General features: G+C 67.9%; 21 protein-coding genes. 11 read left to right on the top strand and 10 right to left on the bottom strand.

All coding sequences use genetic code 11. From position 1 onward, the window contains the following. The first annotated feature begins 13 nt into the window (after positions 1-13). Entirely contained in the window at positions 14-601 is a 588-nt protein-coding gene (gene rplQ, locus AZH51_RS01870) for a 50S ribosomal protein L17 (RefSeq protein ID WP_291520663.1), read from the top strand. 184 nt (positions 602-785) lie between these two features. On the opposite strand, the gene AZH51_RS01865 is transcribed toward rplQ, so the two are convergent. Continuing rightward, a complete protein-coding gene (locus AZH51_RS01865) occupies positions 786-1,139 on the bottom strand; it encodes a hypothetical protein (protein WP_291520661.1) in 354 nt (117 codons plus the stop codon). Positions 1,140-1,174: 35 nt separating this feature from the next. Between AZH51_RS01865 and truA the strand changes: the two genes are divergently transcribed. After that, positions 1,175-2,002 (top strand): tRNA pseudouridine(38-40) synthase TruA, encoded by an 828-nt coding sequence (gene truA / locus AZH51_RS01860; RefSeq protein WP_291520659.1) that lies wholly within the window; start codon positions 1,175-1,177, stop codon positions 2,000-2,002. Here truA and AZH51_RS01855 read toward each other — a convergent pair. Further along, the gene (locus AZH51_RS01855) at positions 1,948-3,507 is read right to left on the bottom strand and encodes an MFS transporter (protein WP_291520657.1); all 1,560 of its coding nucleotides are present in this window, start codon (positions 3,505-3,507) and stop codon (positions 1,948-1,950) included. The genes truA and AZH51_RS01855 overlap by 55 nt on opposite strands. A gap of 85 nt (positions 3,508-3,592) precedes the next feature. Here AZH51_RS01855 and AZH51_RS01850 point away from each other — a divergent pair, with 85 nt between their 5' ends. Both AZH51_RS01850 and AZH51_RS01845 read left to right on the top strand, forming a co-directional pair. Further along, positions 3,593-4,198, top strand: a complete 606-nt coding sequence (locus AZH51_RS01850) for a TetR/AcrR family transcriptional regulator (protein WP_291520655.1) — start codon at positions 3,593-3,595, stop codon at positions 4,196-4,198. Positions 4,199-4,216: 18 nt separating this feature from the next. Beyond that, positions 4,217-4,429, top strand: a complete 213-nt coding sequence (locus tag AZH51_RS01845; RefSeq protein ID WP_291520653.1) for a PLDc N-terminal domain-containing protein — start codon at positions 4,217-4,219, stop codon at positions 4,427-4,429. On the opposite strand, the gene AZH51_RS01840 is transcribed toward AZH51_RS01845, so the two are convergent. From AZH51_RS01840 to AZH51_RS01820, 5 genes are read right to left on the bottom strand one after another with little or no spacing between them, the layout of a single operon-like run. Next, positions 4,426-5,289: a biotin-dependent carboxyltransferase family protein gene (locus AZH51_RS01840; RefSeq protein ID WP_291520651.1), complete on the bottom strand. Its 864-nt coding sequence runs from the start codon at positions 5,287-5,289 to the stop codon at positions 4,426-4,428. The genes AZH51_RS01845 and AZH51_RS01840 overlap by 4 nt on opposite strands. After that, on the bottom strand, positions 5,286-5,882 hold the full coding sequence (locus AZH51_RS01835; protein WP_291520649.1) for a carboxyltransferase domain-containing protein: 597 nt from the start codon (positions 5,880-5,882) through the stop codon (positions 5,286-5,288). Before AZH51_RS01835 ends, AZH51_RS01840 begins: the two co-directional genes overlap by 4 nt. Further along, positions 5,879-6,670, bottom strand: coding sequence for a LamB/YcsF family protein (locus AZH51_RS01830; protein WP_291520647.1), 792 nt, complete (start codon positions 6,668-6,670; stop codon positions 5,879-5,881). Before AZH51_RS01830 ends, AZH51_RS01835 begins: the two co-directional genes overlap by 4 nt. Beyond that, positions 6,627-7,730, bottom strand: a complete 1,104-nt coding sequence (locus AZH51_RS01825) for a crosslink repair DNA glycosylase YcaQ family protein (protein WP_291520645.1) — start codon at positions 7,728-7,730, stop codon at positions 6,627-6,629. The genes AZH51_RS01830 and AZH51_RS01825 overlap by 44 nt, the downstream gene beginning before the upstream one ends. Positions 7,731-7,739: 9 nt before the next feature. Continuing rightward, entirely contained in the window at positions 7,740-8,939 is a 1,200-nt protein-coding gene (locus AZH51_RS01820; RefSeq protein WP_291520623.1) for a thiolase family protein, read from the bottom strand. A gap of 34 nt (positions 8,940-8,973) precedes the next feature. Here AZH51_RS01820 and mshB point away from each other — a divergent pair, with 34 nt between their 5' ends. Genes mshB through AZH51_RS01800 form a run of 4 tightly spaced genes read left to right on the top strand, consistent with a single transcriptional unit; the run spans position 8,974 to position 13,458 of the window. After that, on the top strand, positions 8,974-9,921 hold the full coding sequence (mshB, locus tag AZH51_RS01815) for an N-acetyl-1-D-myo-inositol-2-amino-2-deoxy-alpha-D-glucopyranoside deacetylase (RefSeq protein WP_291520622.1): 948 nt from the start codon (positions 8,974-8,976) through the stop codon (positions 9,919-9,921). A gap of 40 nt (positions 9,922-9,961) precedes the next feature. Continuing rightward, entirely contained in the window at positions 9,962-10,726 is a 765-nt protein-coding gene (locus tag AZH51_RS01810) for a DinB family protein (RefSeq protein WP_291520621.1), read from the top strand. Positions 10,727-10,765: 39 nt separating this feature from the next. Then, the gene (locus AZH51_RS01805) at positions 10,766-12,448 is read left to right on the top strand and encodes an ABC-F family ATP-binding cassette domain-containing protein (protein WP_291520619.1); all 1,683 of its coding nucleotides are present in this window, start codon (positions 10,766-10,768) and stop codon (positions 12,446-12,448) included. A gap of 23 nt (positions 12,449-12,471) precedes the next feature. Continuing rightward, a complete protein-coding gene (locus AZH51_RS01800) occupies positions 12,472-13,458 on the top strand; it encodes a hypothetical protein (protein ID WP_291520617.1) in 987 nt (328 codons plus the stop codon). A gap of 4 nt (positions 13,459-13,462) precedes the next feature. Here AZH51_RS01800 and AZH51_RS01795 read toward each other — a convergent pair whose 3' ends face one another. Beyond that, a complete protein-coding gene (locus AZH51_RS01795; RefSeq protein WP_291520615.1) occupies positions 13,463-14,008 on the bottom strand; it encodes a helix-turn-helix domain-containing protein in 546 nt (181 codons plus the stop codon). Between the two features lie 219 nt (positions 14,009-14,227). Between AZH51_RS01795 and rplM the strand changes: the two genes are divergently transcribed. The 3 genes from rplM (at position 14,228) to glmM (ending at position 16,778) form a co-directional block, all read left to right on the top strand. Continuing rightward, on the top strand, positions 14,228-14,677 hold the full coding sequence (gene rplM, locus AZH51_RS01790) for a 50S ribosomal protein L13 (protein WP_291520613.1): 450 nt from the start codon (positions 14,228-14,230) through the stop codon (positions 14,675-14,677). Between the two features lie 39 nt (positions 14,678-14,716). Continuing rightward, a complete protein-coding gene (gene rpsI / locus AZH51_RS01785) occupies positions 14,717-15,220 on the top strand; it encodes a 30S ribosomal protein S9 (protein ID WP_291520611.1) in 504 nt (167 codons plus the stop codon). A 211-nt stretch (positions 15,221-15,431) separates the two neighbouring features. Further along, on the top strand, positions 15,432-16,778 hold the full coding sequence (glmM, locus tag AZH51_RS01780; RefSeq protein ID WP_291520610.1) for a phosphoglucosamine mutase: 1,347 nt from the start codon (positions 15,432-15,434) through the stop codon (positions 16,776-16,778). Positions 16,779-16,797: 19 nt separating this feature from the next. Here the strand turns inward: glmM and AZH51_RS01775 are convergent, their stop codons facing one another. Both AZH51_RS01775 and AZH51_RS01770 read right to left on the bottom strand, forming a co-directional pair. After that, on the bottom strand, positions 16,798-17,643 hold the full coding sequence (locus tag AZH51_RS01775) for a carbohydrate ABC transporter permease (protein WP_291521307.1): 846 nt from the start codon (positions 17,641-17,643) through the stop codon (positions 16,798-16,800). Between the two features lie 8 nt (positions 17,644-17,651). Next, the gene (locus tag AZH51_RS01770; protein WP_291520609.1) at positions 17,652-18,749 is read right to left on the bottom strand and encodes a carbohydrate ABC transporter permease; all 1,098 of its coding nucleotides are present in this window, start codon (positions 18,747-18,749) and stop codon (positions 17,652-17,654) included. Between the last annotated feature and the right edge of the window lie 35 nt (positions 18,750-18,784).

The raw sequence follows: 18,784 nt of genomic DNA, 5'->3' as shown, positions 1-18,784 counted from the left end.
ACTAGGAGAACCAATGCCTACCCCTACTAAGGGCCCCCGCGTCGGTGGCGGACCCGCGCACGAGCGGCTCATCCTCGCCAACCTGGCGACCAGCCTGTTCGAGTACGACCGCATCACCACCACCGAGGCCAAGGCCAAGCGGTTGCGTCCGCTGGCCGAGCGTCTGGTCACCTTCGCCAAGCGCGGTGACCTGCACTCGCGCCGTCGGGTGCTGACCGTGGTGCGCGACAAGGGTGTCGTGCACCGCCTCTTCACCGAGATCGCGCCCGACATGGACGGTCGCGACGGTGGCTACACCCGCATCACCAAGATCGGTCCCCGCAAGGGCGACAACGCGCCGATGGCCGTCATCGAACTCGTCCGCGAGCCGGTGAACGCCAAGCCGAAGCGCGCCGTCGTGGCCGAGGCCGAGGGTGCGACCAAGAAGGCCGCTGCTTCGACCGAGGAGCCGGCTCCCGCCGAGGAGATCGTCGAAGCTGACGCTCCCGTCGACGAGCCGACCGTGCAGGAGGAAGCGGATGCCGTCGCCGACGACGCTGCCGAGACCGCAGATGACGCTGTGACTGAGGACGACGCGACGCAGGACGACGCGAAGGCCTGATCGCCGCATCGAAGGTCCCGCCCGGGTTACCGGGCGGGACCTTTGCGTTTTGTTGTGCCATCGCCAGGCGACCGGCCCCACGGATTCAGGAGACATCGAGGTTGTGGGAGCCGTTTGGTCAGGCAACTGCCTCCCAAAACCTGAATAGCTCCTAAATCCTCGGAGGGGGCGCCCCGCCATCGTTCTACCGGGCGGGACCTTTGCGTCTGGTGAGTTGCTTGACCAGTGCTTGCGGGTCAGCGACGTCGACGATCACCCGGTCGAAGCGTTCGTCGAGCAGCGTGACGTCGATGGCGGGCCGACCCGTGCGGTGGAAGATGAAGTATCGCAATCCGTCGCCGCGGAACCGCCCTGCGCGAAACACCCCGGGGAAGTGGACCCCGACCCGCCACCACGGCAGGTGCTGGCCCTCTTCGAAGACCTTCGCGCTGGCGATCGCGGACAGCGGCACCTCGAACGTCGAAGTGAGTGTCATCAGGTGCTCGCGGTGGTTGAGCGTGACCTGCAACTGGTCGTCGTCGACGGTGACCTCCGGCATCTGCCCAGCCTAGGGCGACTGGCTAGGCTGGAGCAGTGCGTCTGCGGGTGGATTTCGGGTACGACGGGGCCGGATTCGCCGGCTGGGCCGCGCAGCCCGGGTTGCGGACGGTGGAGTCCGAACTCACCGCAGCGTGGGCGACCGTCCTACGGACGCCGGCGCCGAAGCTGACGACCGCCGGGCGCACGGACGCGGGAGTCCACGCCCGCGGAGCCGTCGTCCACCTGGACGTGGACCCATCGGCGTACGACGATCTGCCGGGCCGCTCGGACCGCACCCCGGACGTGGCGGCAGTCACGCGCCTCAACGGGGTGCTGCCGCAGGACATCAGGGTGCGCGCGGTGAGCGTTGCGCCGGAGGGCTTTGACGCACGGTTCTCGGCGTCGTGGCGGCGCTACAGCTACCGGCTGGCCGACGGTTGGGCCGATCCGATCCGCCGCGGCGACACCGTGTCGTGGCGCAAACCGCTGGACGTCGAGGCGATGCATGAGGCCGCCAATGCGCTGGTGGGGCTCAACGACTTCGCCGCCTTCTGCAAGCGCCGCGAGGGGGCGACGACCGTGCGCACGCTGCTGCGTTACGACTGGTCGCGTGACGATGACGGTGTCCTGGTGGCCACCGTCATCGCCGACGCGTTCTGTCATTCGATGGTGCGGTCCCTGGTGGGATCAGTCGTGCCGGTCGGTGAAGGGCGAGTTCCGAGGTCCTGGCCGGGGGAGAAACTCGCTGCGCGGCAACGGGATTCAGCGATCCTGGTGATGCCACCACACGGCTTGTGCCTCGAAGAGGTGAGGTACCCCCGCGACGATCAACTCGGCGTACGGGCCAGGGAGTCGCGCTCGGTGCGCACGCTGGAGGACTGAACCGGACGGCGCTGCGCCAGCAGCACCAAGCAGACCACGGCACCGACGACGGCGACGGCAGCGCCCACCCACAAGATGGTGTGGATCGCTTCAGCGGTCGCGGCCCGCGCGATGTGCGCAACGCTCTCCTGCTGCGCCGGTGGCACGGCGGTGGCCACTCGCACGCCGGCTCCCGAGGACACCGCGTCAGCCATCGCGCTGACCTGGGCGGGCGGAGCGGAGCCGTCCAGCGAGGTGTGCACGTGCGAGCTCGCGGTCGCCGTGAACAGCGCCCCGCAGATCGCCACTCCGGTCGCGGTGCCGACCTGGCGCAGTGTGTTGACCAGACCGGTCGCCATGCCCGCGCGGTCCGGCTCGACGGTCGCCAGCGCGGCGGCCGAGAGCACGGCGCTCGATGCGCCCAGGCCGATCCCGGCGAGGACGAAACCGGGCGCGGTCGCGGTCCAGTCCGAACTCGCATCGACGTGCGAAGCCCACCACATGCCGACGCCGACGAAGCCGAGCGAGACCGGCACCGACACCTGCAACGGGATCCGGTGCATCAACTGAGCCATGAGGGGAGCGGTGATGAAGGACGCGAGGGTCAGGGTCAGGAAGCGCAGACCGGCCTGGAACGGCGAGTAGCCGAGGGTGTTCACGAAATAGAGGCCGACGTAGTTGGTGGCGGCGACGATCGTGCCGGCGATCAGCAGCGCGGCCAGCCCCACACCCACGAAGCGGCGCTGCGTGAACAGATGCAGGTCCACCAGCGGCGCCGGGGTCGTCGCCATGCGGGCGACGAAGGCGGCGAGGGCGACGGCCGCGAGCACGAAGGCGCCGACGATCACCGCCGAACCCCAACCCTCGGCCTGCCCGCGGATGATCGCGAAGACCAGCGCCGTGAGCGCCACGGTCAGAGCGAGGGTGCCCCACCAGTCGGCCGGCCGCGGCGTGCTGGCGCGCGATTCGGCCATCCAACGCCACGCACCCACGAACGCCAGGATTCCCACCGGCACGTTGATCGCGAAGATCCACGCCCAGCCGATGTTGTCGACGATCGCGCCGCCGAGCAGCGGGCCGACCGCGGTGGCCGAGGCCAGGGTTGCACCGAAAGCGCCGATCGCCTTGGCGCGGTCCTTGGGATCAGGGAAGGCGTGCCCGAGGATCGGCATCGCGACCCCGAACAACATGGCGGCGCCGACCCCCTGGAACGCGCGGGAAAGATTGAGCGCCAGGGCATTCACCGCCAACGCGCAGGCAAGCGAGCCGAGCGTGAAGACCGCCATCCCGACCAGGAACACCCGGCGCCGGCCGATCCGGTCGCCCATGGTGGCGGCCGTGAGCAGCAGGGCGGCCAGCGGCAGCGTGTAGGCATCGATCACCCACTGCAGATCGGACAGGCCGGCGTGCAGCGACTCCTGGATGTCCGGTAGCGCGACCGCGACGATCGTCAGGTCGAGCATCAGCATGAACATCGCGGTGCAGATCAGCAGGAGGGTGCGGCCGGGGGTGCGGCTGGCAGTCATGGGATGCTCCGTCGTCGATTGGGTGAACGCCCGTAGCCTAACGCGCGTTAGGCTACGGGTGTCAACCCATCGATAGGATGGCGGTGTGAGCAGTGACACCGCGCGACGCCGGCCCGCCGTCCGAGGCGAGGGTGCCCGGCTGCGCGAGGAGATCATCGAAGCCGCCATGCGGCTGACCGAGCAGGCCGAGGACCCGTGGGCCCTGTCGCTTCGAGCGGTCGCCCGCGAGGTGGGAGTGGCCACCACCTCGATCTATCTGCACTTCGACTCGCTGGATGAGTTGCTGATGGCGATGAAGACCGCGTTCTACGAACGCTTCGGTGCCGCCCTGCTCGAGGCGGCTGCGCAGGCGGGCCCCACGCCGTACGACCAGATCAGGGCGTACGGCGATGGCTACCTGGCCTTCGCCCGCACCTATCCGGGCGCCTACAAGGCGCTGTTCACCACGACTCTTGGCGTGACGCAGTTGGTGGGGGAGCAGTACCCGGGGCGCGACCAGTTCGAGATGACCGTGAAGGTGCTGCGGCAGGTACCGCTGCCGGCGGACGAGGCACGCCAGCGCGGCGTGCTGCTGTGGTGCGCGATCCACGGTCTGGTCAGCCTGACCGACGCGGTGCGCCGCTTCCCCTGGCCGGACGAGAGCGAGCTGCTGGACGGGATCGCGCGACAGGCGACGAGACCGCAGGCGTAGCCGGGTTACGGTTCCTTCATGGCGAAGAAGAAGTGGTCGGAACTGTCCACGGGTCAGCAGGCCGCTGTTGTCGCGGCCGGTGCCGCCGAGGTGGTCCTCACCGCGTACGTGCTGACTGATCTGGTCCGACGACCGGCCTCCGGAGTGCGTGGTCCGAAGGCGTTGTGGGCAGCGGGCAGCCTGGTCCAGCCGTTCGGCCCGTTAACCTATCTGGCAGCCGGGCGCCGCTAGATTTCGTTGGCCCGCAGGGTGATTCGCACCGTTTCACCCGGTCGTGCCTGGCCGAGTCCTGGTAGGTCCTCGCGCCGGACGCAGGCCACGATCGGGTAGCCGCCGGTGGTCGGGTGGTCATTGAGGAAGACGATGGGCTGCCCGGATGGCGGCACCTGGATCGCGCCGGCGAGGATGGGTGCGCTGGATAGTTCACCGGTGTGGTTGAGTGCCAGCGGAGGCCCGTCCAGTCGTACGCCGATCCGGTCGGTGTGATTCGAAACGCGCCAAACGCTCTGTGTGAGTTGCGTTTTCGCTGACTTGGTCAACAAGTCGTCGCGCGGTCCGAGGTAGGCTGTCAGGTGCACGGGTCCGCTCAGCAGGGGCGGTATGGGGTCACCGTTGACGGGCTCGCTGGGCGCCGGACCGATCACTAACCGGTCGCCGGGCTGCACTGGCGTGGGGCCCAGACCGCTGGAGGTGTCAGTGCTGCGTGAACCCAGTGTCTCGGTCACCTCGATCCCGCCTCGGACGGCGAGGTAGCTGCGCAGGCCGCTGGTGGGTCGGCCGATGGTCAGGGTGGACTCCGCGCCTAGGGTCAGCGGTTCACCGAAGGGGGCCGGGTTGCCGTCGACCGTGACGGGTGCGGGGGCTCCGGTCACCACCACCACGACCGGTGAATCAGCTTGCAGCTCAACCCCGCCCAGCAGGATCTCGACACCCGCGGCCGATTCAGGATTGCCGAGGACGCGATTGGCTGCCCGCAGGCTCGGGCCGTCGATGGCGCCGCTGGGCGCCACGCCGATCCCGAGATGGCCGGTGCGGCCGAGGTCCTCGATCAGCGCCTGCGGACCGACGGCGATGACCCGCAATGCGTTCATGCCGACGTGAACCGGACAGTGTCCCCGGGGTGCAACAGGACCGGATCGGCAGCCGTGGGGTCGAAGAGAGTGACGTCGGTGCGACCGATCAACTGCCAACCGCCCGGTGTCGCCTGCGGATAGATGCCGCAATAGTGCGCGGCCAGGGCGACTGAACCGGGCGGAATGCGGGTGCGGGGCGATTCGCGGCGCGGCATCTGCGGGAGGGCCTCGTCGGTGACCAGGTAGCCGAAACCCGGTGTGAAACCGAGGAATTCGACCGTCCAGGAGATAGCTGCGTGCCGATCGGCGACGCCGTCGGGAGAGCACGACCAGATGTCCGCGACGACTGCGAGGTCGTCGCCGTCGTACGTGACCGGGATGGTGTGCTCTGTGGTCGCGCTGGCTGCGACCGGCCGGCTGAGGTCCAGTGCTCGCAACTCGTCGGCGACCGTCGCTCGTCGGCCGGGCGGCGCGATGACCAGCACCGACTGTTCCCCGGCCACGACCTCCAGATCCGCCCGGCCGTCCAGGGCCTGCAGGAGCGCTCGCCGCCCCGCGCGGGAGGGGAGATCGACGAGAAGGCCGCGATCGGCGTACGGGCGGATGATCATTGAGCGGTCACTCGAACGCCAGCGGCCTGCAACGCATCCCGCACGGAGTGCGCCAGCCCCGCCGCACCCGCGGTGTCGCCGTGCAGGCAGAGGGAGTCGGCCTCGATCGGCACCATCTCGCCGGTGATGGCCCGCACGCGCTGGTCCACAGCGATGGACGTTGCGCGATCGCACACTTCGAGCACGTTGGTGATGACGGCGCCGTCGACCGAGCGAGGCACGAGGGTGCCGTCGGCGGCGTACGCACGATCGATGAACGCCTCTGCGTAGCAGGCCAATCCGGCCGCTCCAGCAAACGACAGCAGTCGTGACCCGGGCAACCCCATGACAGGCAATCCACCCGCCGCGATGGCCGCGTCCACGACGGCCCGGGCGTGCGTCTCGTGGTGCACCGCGGTGTTGTAGAGCGCGCCGTGCGGTTTGACGTAAGCGACGCGGCCGCCCTGGCTGCGGGCGATGCCGTCCAGCGCCCCGATCTGATAGAGCACGTCGGCAAAGAGTTCCTCGTAGGACGCGTCCACGAAGCGCCGACCGAAGCCCGCAAGATCCCGGTAGGCGACCTGCGCGCCGATCCTGATGCCGTGCTCGACGGCCATCGAACAGGTCCGCACCAAGGTGGCAGGGTCGCCCGCGTGGAAGCCGCAGGCGACGTTGGCCGAGCTGAGGAAGGGCAGCAGGCCGGCGTCGTCGCCCAACTGCCAGCGCCCGAAGGACTCGCCGAGGTCGGCGTTGAGGTCGACGTGATCAGTCATCGCTGCGCCGGACGCCGAGCCACGTTGCCAGGTCATCGATCTGCTCGTCCACGGCATCCATCATGGCCCGGCTCGGCTTCCGGTCCCAGTGCAGGGCGTGCACGCGCAACCGGCCGGCGTCCCGGTCGGTCTGCGCATCGAGCTTGCCGACCAGTTGGTCACCGAAGAGCACCGGCAGTGCCCAATATCCCCACTGGCGCTTGACTTTCGGCGTGTACATCTCGAGTTTGTAGTCGTATTCGAAGATCTCGGCGGCCCGTTTGCGGTCGAAGACCAGTCGGTCCAACGGGGACAGCAGCGCCGCGCGTGGTTCGAAGTCGTCGTCGTCGAGATAGGCCGGGTCTACCCGCCACAGCCCGCGCACGCCCTCGACCCGAGCCGCGACGCCGGCGTCGGCAATGGTCAACGGTTCCCGCGGATCCTGTTGGCCACCGGTGCGGGCGATGCCCATGGCGCGCAGGAGCTGTGCGGCCCGCTGCGGCCGGGACTCCTCCAACGGCGGCAGCGGTTCGTCCGGGTAGACCCGCTCCGCGAGGTCGTAGAGCACATCCTGGCCCTCCCGGCCGGCGACCGCGACCTCGCCGCGGCGCACCATCATCGACAGAACGGCCTGGACGTTGCGGCCGCCCGTCCAGCCCGAGGAGCGCCACGGCACCACCGTGAGATCGGGGAACGATGCCGCCGGCGATGGCCCGTCCAGTCGCAGGCGGGCCAGGATGTCGCGGCGGCACTCGTCGTTGGCCGCCAGCCACTCGACGCCGTCCTCCTGCCACTCCCGCAACGGCGGATCACCGGGCCAGTTGGCCATCTCCGCCCGGTAGGCCGCGACGTCCGCGGCCGGTATGAGCCGCATCAGGATCTCGACCAGGTCACCGCCCGCCACGGCGTCGTCCAGGTCCTCGGGCCGGTAGCCCGACCCCAGCCGGCTCCAGGCCACGATGTGGGCGGTGGGCGCGACGTACGCCGTGTGCTCGATCTGCAGGCTGCCCAGGTGAGCCACGAGCGGCAACAGACCCGCCGGTCGCCGGGCGGTGAGCAACTGTGCTCGTACGGCGATCCGCCGGGCCTGCTGCCGGCTGAGAGTCACGGGGTGCATGGCCGAGTGTCAGGTGCCCTCGGGATTTTCGAGTACGACCGCCAGCCCCTGGCCGACTCCGATGCAGATGGCGGCGACGCCCCAGCGGCTGCCGCTGACACGCAGGTCTTTAGCCAGAGTCGCCAGGATGCGACCGCCTGATGCTCCCAACGGGTGGCCGATCGCGATCGCACCACCGTGGCGGTTGACGATCTGCGGGTCGATGTCCCAGGCGTCCAGGCAGGCCAGGGACTGCGCTGCGAAGGCCTCGTTGAGTTCGACGGCACCCACATCGGACCAAGTGATCCCCGCCTTGCGCAGGGCACGCTCGGCCGCTTCGACCGGGGCGTACCCGAAATACTGCGGGTCGTTGGCCGCCGCGCCACGCCCGGCGATCCGGGCCAGCGGTGGGCGCCCAAGACGGTCGCCGGCCGATTCGGAACCGATCAACACCGCCGATGCCCCGTCGTTGAGTGGCGACGCGTTGCCGGCGGTCACCGTGCCGTCGGTCTTGCGGAAGGAGGTGCGCAGGCCAGCGAGCGTCTCCGGGGTGGTTTCCGGGCGGATCGACTCATCGCGGGCAAGACCGGTCCCATCGACATCGACCACGAGGTCGTCATAGAAACCGTCCCGCCACGCCTGGTCGGCCAACAGGTGGGAGCGTGCAGCGAATTCGTCCTGGCGCTCGCGGCTGATGTCGTACTTCTCGCGCAGCAACTCGGTCGCCTCACCGAGCGAGACGGTCCACTCCGCGGGCATCGCCGGATTGACCAATCGCCAGCCTAGCGTTGTTGACGTGAGCTGGAGATTCCCTGCGGGATAGGGCTTTTCGGTCTTCGGGAGAACCCACGGCGCACGGGTCATCGACTCGACTCCACCGACGAGTATCACCTCCGCGTCGCCGGTCTCGATCTGCCGGGAGGCGATGATCGCGGCATCAAGGCTGGACCCGCACAGCCGGTTCACCGTGGTGCCGGGCAGGCTGGTCGGCAGTCCCGCGAGGAGGGTGGCCATCCGGGCGACGTTGCGGTTCTCTTCCCCGGCGCCGTTGGCATTGCCGAGGATCACCTCGTCGATCAGAGCGGGATCCGCGCTCACCGCGGGTGTCCGGTCAACGATGGACCGGACCACGACGGCGGCCAGGTCATCGGGCCGCACCCCGGCGAGGGCACCTCCGAACCGGCCGAACGGCGTACGCACCCCGTCGTAGACAAACGCAGACTGACTCATGAAATGACCGTAGTCCTGACCTACGGTGGTGCGGGTGAGTGAACAGCCGCCTGCCCGCCGCCTGATGCTGGTGCACGCCCACCCGGACGACGAGAGCAGTTCGACCGGGGCAACCATGGCGACGTACGCCGATCAAGGGGCTGGCGTCACCCTCGTCACCTGCACGCTGGGCGAGCGGGGTGACATCGTGCTCCCAGAGCTCGCGCACCTGTCACACGACCAGGAGAACGCGCTGGCAGAAGTCCGCATCACCGAACTCACCGAGGCGATGGCGGCGCTGGGCGTCACGGATTTCGTTCGGTTGGGCGGCGACGGCCGGTGGCATGACACCGGGATGGTGTTCGGTCCGGACGGGATGGCCGCACCACCGCCGGATGCAGACGAGGCGTCGTTCTGGCGCGCTGATCTGCTCGAAGCGGCCAACGCCCTCGTCCCGCTGATCCGGGACCGCCGGCCCCAGGTGCTGATCACCTACGACGAGTTCGGCTTCTACGGTCACCCGGACCACATCCAGGCGCACCGGGTCGCGACCTACGCGATGGCGCTGGCTGCAGTCCCGAGCTACCGACCGGATCTGGGCGAGCCATGGCAGGTGCAGCGGGTGCTGTGGCCGGCGTTCTCCGAGAGTCAGATGCGGGCCATGATCGCGGGTGCCCAGGCGCAGCGGCAGGCGGCGATCGAGGCCGGTGAGGACCCGGGCGAGGACTTCTTCGCGAACTTCGACCTCGACTCCGGTCAGAAGCCGCCGATGTGCGTTGCCGACGATGATGTGGCGGTCCGGATCGACGGCTATCCCGTTGCTGCACAACGGTTTGCGGCATTGCGCGCGCACCGCAGCCAGATCAAGCCGGACGAGTTCTTCTTTGCTCTGGAGGGCGCTCCGCCGGGGATCTTGTGGGACGAGTGCTATCGCCTGGCCGGTGGCGTGCCAGCTCCCGCGGGAGCGACAGACATCTTCGCTGGACTGGACTCCGCGGAGTAACCGGCAACGATCCGTCCGCAAACGCCCCTAGCGTGAGCTCATGGCCGATTTCGAGAACGAAGACCTGAGCAGCTCGACCTTCTCGCGGGTGCGCTTGGCGGGCAGCGACTTCAGTCGGGTGGAGTTCACGAACGCGCACTTCTGGGAGGTGGATCTGTCCGGGAGCCGCTTCGACAGCGTCGGTCTGCAGGGGGTGCAGGTATGGGGTGAGATCGACGGGTTGAGCATCAACGGGGTGTCCGTCGCGCCGCTCGTCGATGCCGAGCTCACGCGGCTCTACCCGGAGTACGCCGGGCTGAAACCAGTTGATGCACAGGGGTACCGGGATTCCTGGGAGCGGCTGCAACAGGTCTGGGCGACCACCCTTGCGCGAGCCGAAACACTGGATCCTGCGCTGCTGACGGCCCACGTCGGCGCGGAGTGGTCCTTCATCCAGACCGTGCGACACCTCAGTTTCGCGATCACCAGCTGGCTGGACGGCGCTATCGGGGGCGACCCGTCGCCGTGGGAACCACTGGATCTGCCGTGGGACCAGATGCCGCCGCATCCCGATGTGCCGTGGGACAAGACCACCGACGTCGACCTGGCGCAGGCCCGCGAACTGTACGACGCGTCGGCAGCCCGGCTCACGGCGTACCTCGGGCAACTCACCGACGACCAACTAGACCGGCCCGCCAAGGGTTCGCCGAATCCCAACTGGCCGGACGAGCGGCCGGAGGTCGCCGAGGCCCTGCAGGTCATCTTCAACGAAGCCTTCTGGTACCACCGTTTTGCCGTGCGCGATCTGGACCAACTCGATAACTGAGGTGCATCCACCGCCCCGCGTCAGTCATGCTTGACGATCGTGGGTCACGTCGATGTCAACACCGTGGAGTACTACCTGCCGGACGGGCGGCCGCTGCTGGGCGGCGTCAGCCTGCGCGTGGGGGAGGGCGCGAAGGTGGCGCTCGTCGGCCCCAACGGCACCGGCAAGACCACGCTGCTACGGATCATCTCCGGTGAGATCGACGCCCACGAGGGAGCGATTACCCGCTCCGGGGGACTGGGGGTCATGGACCAGTTCGTCGGGAAACAGGGCCAGGAGCAGACCGTCCGCGACCTGTTGGTGAGTGTTGCACCGGAGCCGATCGCCAAGGCCGCGCGCGCCGTCGACGCCGCCGAATTGGCGATCATGGAGCACGACGACGAGCCCGCCCAGATGGCCTACGCGCAGGCGCTCGCGGACTGGGCTGAAGTCGGCGGCTATGAGTACGAGACGTTGTGGGACGTCTGCACCGTGGCTGCCCTCGGAATCCCTTACGACAGAGCGCAGTTCCGTGATCTGCACACTCTCTCCGGCGGTGAACAGAAGCGCCTGGTCCTGGAGGCGCTGCTGCGCGGCCCGGAGGAAGTGCTGCTGCTCGACGAGCCGGACAACTACCTGGACGTGCCCACCAAGCGCTGGCTCGAGCAGGCCCTGCAGGACTCACCCAAGACCGTCCTGCTGATCAGCCACGACCGCGAGTTGCTGGAGCAGGTCGCGACCCGCATCGTCACCCTCGAACCCCAGGCGTCCGGGGCCATCGCCTGGACCCACCCGGGCCGCTTCTCGACGTACCACCAGGCTCGTATCGACCGCAACGCCCGCCTTGAGGAGTTGCGCCGCCGCTGGGACGAGGAGCACGCCAAGCTCAAGGCTCTCGTCCTGCGGCTGAAGGTCAAGGCGGAGTACAACGACGGGATGGCGCCGCGCTACCACGCCGCCCAGACGCGGCTGCGCAAGTTCGAGGAGGCCGGGCCGCCGCAAGCGGTTCCGTTCGAGCAGAAGGTGACCATGCGCCTCAAGGGCGGCCGGACCGCCAAGCGCGCCGTGGTCGCCGAGGGTCTCGAACTCACCGGATTGATGAAGCCGTTCGACCTGGAGATCTGGTACGGCGAGCGCGTGGCTGTGCTCGGATCGAACGGTTCGGGCAAGAGCCACTTCCTGCGCCTGCTGGCCGCGGGCGGTTCGGATCCCGATATCGAGCATCAGCCGGTGGGCGATGTGGCGCCGGATCCCGTTGCGCACGAAGGGAAAGTGCGGCTCGGCTCGCGGGTCCGGCCGGGCTGGTTCGCCCAGACGCATGCGCACCCCGAACTAGTGAAGCGCACCCTGCTGGAGATCCTGCACCGCGGCGACGAACACCGCGCGGGGATGGCCCGGGAGCAGGCATCACGCGTGCTGGATCGCTACGAGCTGGCGCACGCCGCGGAGCAGACGTTCGGATCGCTGTCCGGTGGGCAGCAGGCCCGCTTCCAGATCCTGCTGCTGGAGTTGTCCGGGGCAACCTTGTTGCTGCTGGACGAACCCACTGACAACCTCGACCTGCAATCGGCCGAGGCGTTGGAGGATGGCCTGGAGCAGTTCGAGGGGACGGTGGTCGCGGTTACCCACGACCGTTGGTTCGCAAGGGGATTCGACCGCTACCTGGTCTTCGGTGCCGACGGTCGGGTGTATGAATCCAACGAACCGGTGTGGGACGAGACGCGCGTGCAGCGGGCTCGCTGAGCAACGCGGGTTACAGTTCGCGCATGAATCGCCGCACGGGGGCCGCGGCGCTCACCGCGGCCGTGATGTCGCTGACCGCCTGTGGCGCGGCAATCACCCTGCCCGCGATTCCGTCCGCGCCGGTCACGACGACCAACACCGCGGCGCCGTCGACGGGTTCCGTCACCCCATCGGCTTCGGCGAAGTCCACCGACGGTTCGATGCGACAGGGTCTGCCCGACGAGGTGGTCGACCGGCTGACCCTCAGCCGCGCCTTCGTCCAGGTCGCCGAGGTGAAGGGTCTGCACTACCGGATCAGTTCGCGGGTCGTGGCGGTCGGCAACACCACCGACACGGTTCTGCAGAAGGTGACCGACACCGCCGATGAGTCGGTACCGCGCATCGAGGCGCTGACCGGTCAACACGCCAAGGACAAGTACCTGGTCCTGGCCGCCGCGGACGACAGCACGGCGCAGAAGTGGACCGGGGACTCGAACGTCGCGGACGCCGACGGCATCACGATGCCCTACGGCAAGGCGGCCTGGATCGTGATCCCCACGGGCCACCACTTCACCGACGGCATGCGGATCATCGACGATGACGACTACTTCACCCACGTGATGGATCACGAGGTGTTCCACGCCGACACCCTCCCGGTCGATTTCGACGACCCGTCGGTCCCGGAGTGGATGGTCGAGGGATACGCGGAATGGGCTGCCAATCAAGAGGTTTCGACCGGTCCGGAGAAGGAACCGCCAGCGCGGCTGCCTTCTGACAAGGAAGTGGTGGACGACACCGACGACGGCTACTTCCGCGCCGGTATGTTCGTGCAGTACGTCGCCGACCGCTTCGGGACCAGCAAGGCGCTCGCGTTCTACCGCGCCATGCTCGTGGCAACTCACGACTCGTTGGCCGTCGAGTTCCAGCGGGCGACGGGTGCTGACTACAAGGCGACGGTGACTGCCTGGCAGCACCAGTTCAAGGAGCAGTTCAGGTCGTTCGACCCCGACTGGCAATGGGTTTCGGACTGAGTCCTCAGCGAGAGGGCGGCGGGTCGATCGGCAACAAGGCGGTGTACCCCGCCACCCGGCGTGCCCCCGGCGTACCTGCACCCGCTCGTCGGTAACGCTCGAACACCTCACCCAACTCCGCGGCCAACGCGGTCAACTGTTCCTCCGTGACCAGCACCGCGTGGTCCGTCAGTCCGCAGTCGGCCCGCCACGCGGGCGGCCAGTCGTCCTGGGCCTCGATCCAGGCCCCGGCCCGTTGCCCGAAGTGCTCGACATAGTCGTGTTGCAGCCACCGGGCGGCCGCCTCGTCGTCCTCGTCCAAGGGAGCGTCCTGGTCGATGGGTTCGCGTACGGCGCCCCACACCCGCCGCTTCCCGTCACCGTGCCCGGTGTCGAAGACAAGTCCCGCGGCTTCCAGTCGTCGCAGGTGATAGGAGGTCGCTCCGGTGTGCGTGCCCAGGGCCGCTGCCAACGAGGTCGCCGTCGCCTCACCGTGGACGCGCAGATGAGCCAGGATGCGCGAGCGCAACGGATGCGCCAGGGTGCGCAGGGGGGAGTCGGGAGCAGCCACAGATTGCACAATACCTGTGCATAATCTCTGTGCAAAGACCGACGCGGACACGCGAACGCCCCGGCATTCCGCGGGATTCCACCGATTTGGGGCGCTGCGGAACCCTCCGTAGAATGGTGAGTCGGGCAGCCATCTGACCCGCAGACTTGTGCGCGAGCGCTCCGAGCAGCAGCACGCGGCACGTTTCACCAGTAAGCACCAACGGAAAAGGTAACGACAGTGCGTACCTACACGCCCAAGCCGGCGGACCTGCAGGACAACGTCCAGTGGCACGTCATCGACGCCACCGACGTCGTGCTCGGCCGTCTGGCCAGCCAGGCCGCGATCCTCCTGCGCGGCAAGCACAAGCCGATCTTCGCCCCCAACGCCGACACCGGCGACTTCGTCATCATCATCAACGCCGACAAGGTGGCGCTGACCGGTGCGAAGCTGGAGAAGAAGAAGGCCTACCGCCACTCCGGTTTCCCGGGCGGTCTGAAGACCACCTCCTACACCGAGCTGATGGCCAAGGACCCGGCCGGTGCCGTGGAGAAGGCCATCAAGGGGATGCTGCCGCACAACTCCCTCGGTCGCGCCCAGCTCAAGAAGCTGAAGGTCTACGCCGGCCCGGAGCACCCGCACGCCGCGCAGCAGCCGGCCAAGTTCGAGATCACCCAGGTCGCGCAGTAAGCCGCGCCCCCTCTACACACTTTGAATTGAAGGAGAATCGTGGCTGACTACACCGAGGTCGACGTCCTGGAGGACGACGAGCCGCAGCTGACCGAATACACCACCGAGAGTGGCGCCGACGTCGTCGACGAGAACCGCCCCCGCCCGACCGCCTCTGCCCCCGGCGCCGCCACCGGCCGCCGCAAGCAGGCCATCGCCCGCGTCCGCATCGTGCCGGGCACCGGTGAGTGGAAGGTCAACGGCCGCACCCTGGAGGAGTACTTCCCCAACAAGGTGCACCAGCAGCTGGTCAACGAGCCGCTGAAGGTCCTGGAGCTGGATGGCGCGTACGACGTGCTGGTCCGCGTGCACGGCGGTGGCCCCTCCGGCCAGGCCGGTGCCGTTCGTCTGGGCGTCGCGCGTTCGCTCAACGGCGTCGACCCCGAGCTGAACCGTCCCGCGCTGAAGAAGGCCGGTCTGCTGACCCGTGACGCTCGCGTCCCGGAGCGCAAGAAGGCTGGTCTGAAGAAGGCCCGTAAGGCGCCGCAGTACAGCAAGCGCTGATCGCTGCTCGCAGCATCCAAGCCCGGACTCCCTCGTGGGGGTCCGGGCTTCGCTGTCTGCGACTCCCGGCGGCCGATGATTCTGGAGGTATTCACCTTCTGCAGGACGGACGGCGTTGGAACGACCTGCAGAACCTCGATCGCTCCAAAATCGGTGGGCGCACGGCTGCACGTTTCGTCCCTACTGGGTCGCGTCGGCTAGCTTTGGTCCAATGAGCAGATTGTTCGGGACGGACGGTGTCCGGGGTCTCGCGAACCGGGACATCACCGCGGAACTCGCGCTCGACCTGGCCGTTGCTGCTGCACGGGTGCTGGGCGAGAAGGGCGAGTTCGCTGGTCACCGACCCTCTGCCGTGGTGGGTCGCGACCCTCGCGCCTCCGGTGAATTCCTGGCTGCAGCCACCGTCGCGGGGCTGGCGTCCGCCGGCGTCGACGTCTACGACGCCGGGGTGCTTCCGACACCCGCCATCGCCTACCTCACGGCCGATCTGAACGTCGATCTGGGCGTCATGATCTCCGCCTCGCACAACCCGATGCCCGATAACGGCATCAAGTTCTTCTCCCGGGGCGGTTTCAAACTGCCCGATGCCACCGAGGACGCCATCGCCGGCAGCCTGCGCGCTGACTGGCAGCGCCCGACAGGGGCTGCGGTGGGAAGGGCCAAGACCCTGCCCGGCGGAGGGGAGAGGTACGTCGAGCACCTGCTGGGCGCCGTACCTGCACCCTTGGACGGGCTGCACGTGGTCCTCGATGCTGCACACGGCGCGGCCAGCGAGGTGGGCCCGGAGGTCTTCCGCCGTGCAGGCGCGCGCGTCACTGTGATCGGCGCCGAGCCGGACGGTCTGAACATCAACGACGGGTACGGCTCGACGCACCTTGGTCACCTGCGGGTCATGGTCGCCCAGGTCGGCGCCGACATGGGACTGGCCTTCGACGGGGACGCTGACCGATGCCTGGCGGTCGACGCCAGCGGTCAGGTCGTCGACGGGGATCAGATCATGGCCATCCTGGCGCTGGACCTGAAGGAGCGCGGCGTGCTGCGCGGGGACACCCTCGTGGCCACGGTGATGAGCAACCTGGGCATGTTGCAGGCGATGGAGCGCGAAGGTGTCAACGTCCTGCAGACGTCGGTCGGCGACCGGTACGTGCTGGAGGAGATGAAGTCCGGCGACTTCTCCCTGGGTGGGGAGCAGTCCGGGCACGTCATCATGCTCGACCACGCGACCACCGGTGACGGCGTCCTGACCGGCCTCACCCTCGCCGCGCGCGTCGCCAGTACGGGCAAGTCGCTGGCCGACCTCGCCGCCTGTATGACCCGGTTGCCGCAGTTCCTGCTCAACGTCGACGGTGTCGACAAGAACGCCGTCGACAGCAACGAGACCGTCCAGGCGGCCGTCGTGACCGTCGAGCAGGAGTTGGCCGGCACCGGCCGGATCCTGCTGCGCAAGTCCGGCACCGAGCCGGTCGTGCGGGTGATGGTCGAAGCCGCGACCGCGCAGCACGCCGAGGACGTCGCGCACCGCCTGGCCGCAGTCGTCCGCACCGAACTCGCGCTCTGAGCGGTGCGGGCCCGCCGCGCTAGCCTTTCTCGGCGCCTTCGTTAGCGCCGCGGACGAAGTAGCGCTGGAAGTAGAAGAACAAGAACGCCACCGGAATGGTGGTCAGCAGTGCCGCGCCGAGTTTCAGCGGGTACTGGGTACCCGCACCCAACTGCCCGCTGGTCAGGCTGGCCAGGCCGGTCACCAGCGTCTGATGGGCCGGAGTTCCGTCTGTCACGACCAGGAAGTGGGTGAACTCGTTCCACGAACCCTGGAACGACAGAATCGTCAGGGTGATCAGAGCGGGACGGGCCATCGGCAGAATGACCGACCAATAGGTGCGGAAGATCCCCGCACCGTCCATGCGGGCCGCCTCTTCGATCGAAACGGATACAGAGTCGAAGAACTGCTTCATGATGAAGATCCCGGCTGCATCGACCAGCAGCGGGATGATCATCGCCGCGTAGGTGTTGTAGATGCCCAGATAGGTCACCATCAGGAACTTCGGGATCAGCAGGGCCACGCCGGGAACGGCCATCACGGCGACCACGACCCAGAACATGAAACCTCTGCCTCGAAAGTGCAACCGGGACAGCGCATAGCCCGCGAGGCTGTCGAAGAAGACCCGGCCGACAGTCACCAACGTCGCGACCAGGACCGAGTTCAGTGCCCAGGTTGTCATCGGGACGTGCGCCGCGCTGTTGGGGTCGAACATCGACCGCCACGCCTGGAGGCTGAACGGGTTGGGGATCAGTGACAACGGCGACGCTGCGGCATCGGCGTCGGTCTTGAACGAGGTGGCGATCTGGATGAAGAAGGGATAGATGAACAGCAGGGCGAAGGCGATCAGCGCCAGGTAGACCAGGATCTGGCCGATAGGACCCATCCGCCGGTTCACGATGTCACCCCCTCGGTGCTCTTGCGTTGACGGGCGGCCGCTCTGCGCGCCCGACGGGATGTATCGCGGTCGCGCAGCGCATAGCGCTGCAGCAACGTGCAGATGATGATGATCAGGAACACCACGAAGGACATGGCCGCGCCCAGCCCGTACTGGGTGTTGGAGAAACCGGTCTGATACGCGAGGTACGCCGGGGTGAGAGTGGTTCCGTCGGGGGCGCCTTTACCCATGACGTAGATCTGGTCGAACACCTGCCACGAGCCGATGAGTCCCAGGGTCAGCACCATGAACAGCGTCGGCTTGATGAGGGGCAGAATCACCGAACGCAGCCGACGCCATCCGGTGGCGCCGTCCAGGGCCGCGGCCTCTTCCAGTTCGACCGGGACGTCCTGCAGCGCGGCCAGGAACATCAGCATGAACGTCCCCGAGGTCGTCCAGATCACCAGGATGATGACGACCGACATGGCTACCGACGGGCCGGACAGCCACGCCCACACCGTCTGACCAAGGATCTCGTGCTGACCCCAGGAACTGCTGGACCCGTCGATGCCGATCTTCTGCAGCAGCATGTGCAGCAAGCCGTTGCTGTCGTTGAACCACTGGGGTCCATCGATTCCGAAGAATTTCAGGAAGGCGTTCACTGCGCCGCTGTTACTGAACAGGAAGATGAACACGGTCGAGATGGCGACAGCGCTCGTGACCGATGGGAAATAGAAGGCAGTGCGGAAGAACCCCTTGCCGCGTAGTCCGCGCGCATTGACCAGCAGAGCCAGGCCGAGAGCGAGCACCGTCTGGATGGGCACCACGAGCAGCACGTAGTAGAAGTTGTTGCTGAGGGACTGCATGAAGGTGGACTGGGTCAGGCCGCTCCTGGTGAACAGCCGCAGGTAGTTGTCTGCACCCACGAACTGCGCGTACTGACCCCCGACGAAGGGGCTGCCGTTGCCGTTCCAGTTGGTCATGCTGACCCACAGGGCCATCACGATCGGGATGAACAAGAACAACCCGAGGATGATGATCATGGGTGCGGTGAACAACCACCCATAGATGCCCTCGGGGCCCCGCAGGTGGGACCGGCGCCTGCGCACTGCCATCGAACCGTCTCCTGGGTAGAACTCGAAATGGTTGG

Source organism: Branchiibius sp. NY16-3462-2 (genome assembly GCF_001594145.1).
Taxonomy (GTDB): Bacteria; Actinomycetota; Actinomycetes; order Actinomycetales; family Dermatophilaceae; genus Branchiibius.
The sequence above is the reverse complement of the archived record's forward strand: the minus strand, read 5'-3'. Positions and strand labels throughout refer to the sequence as shown.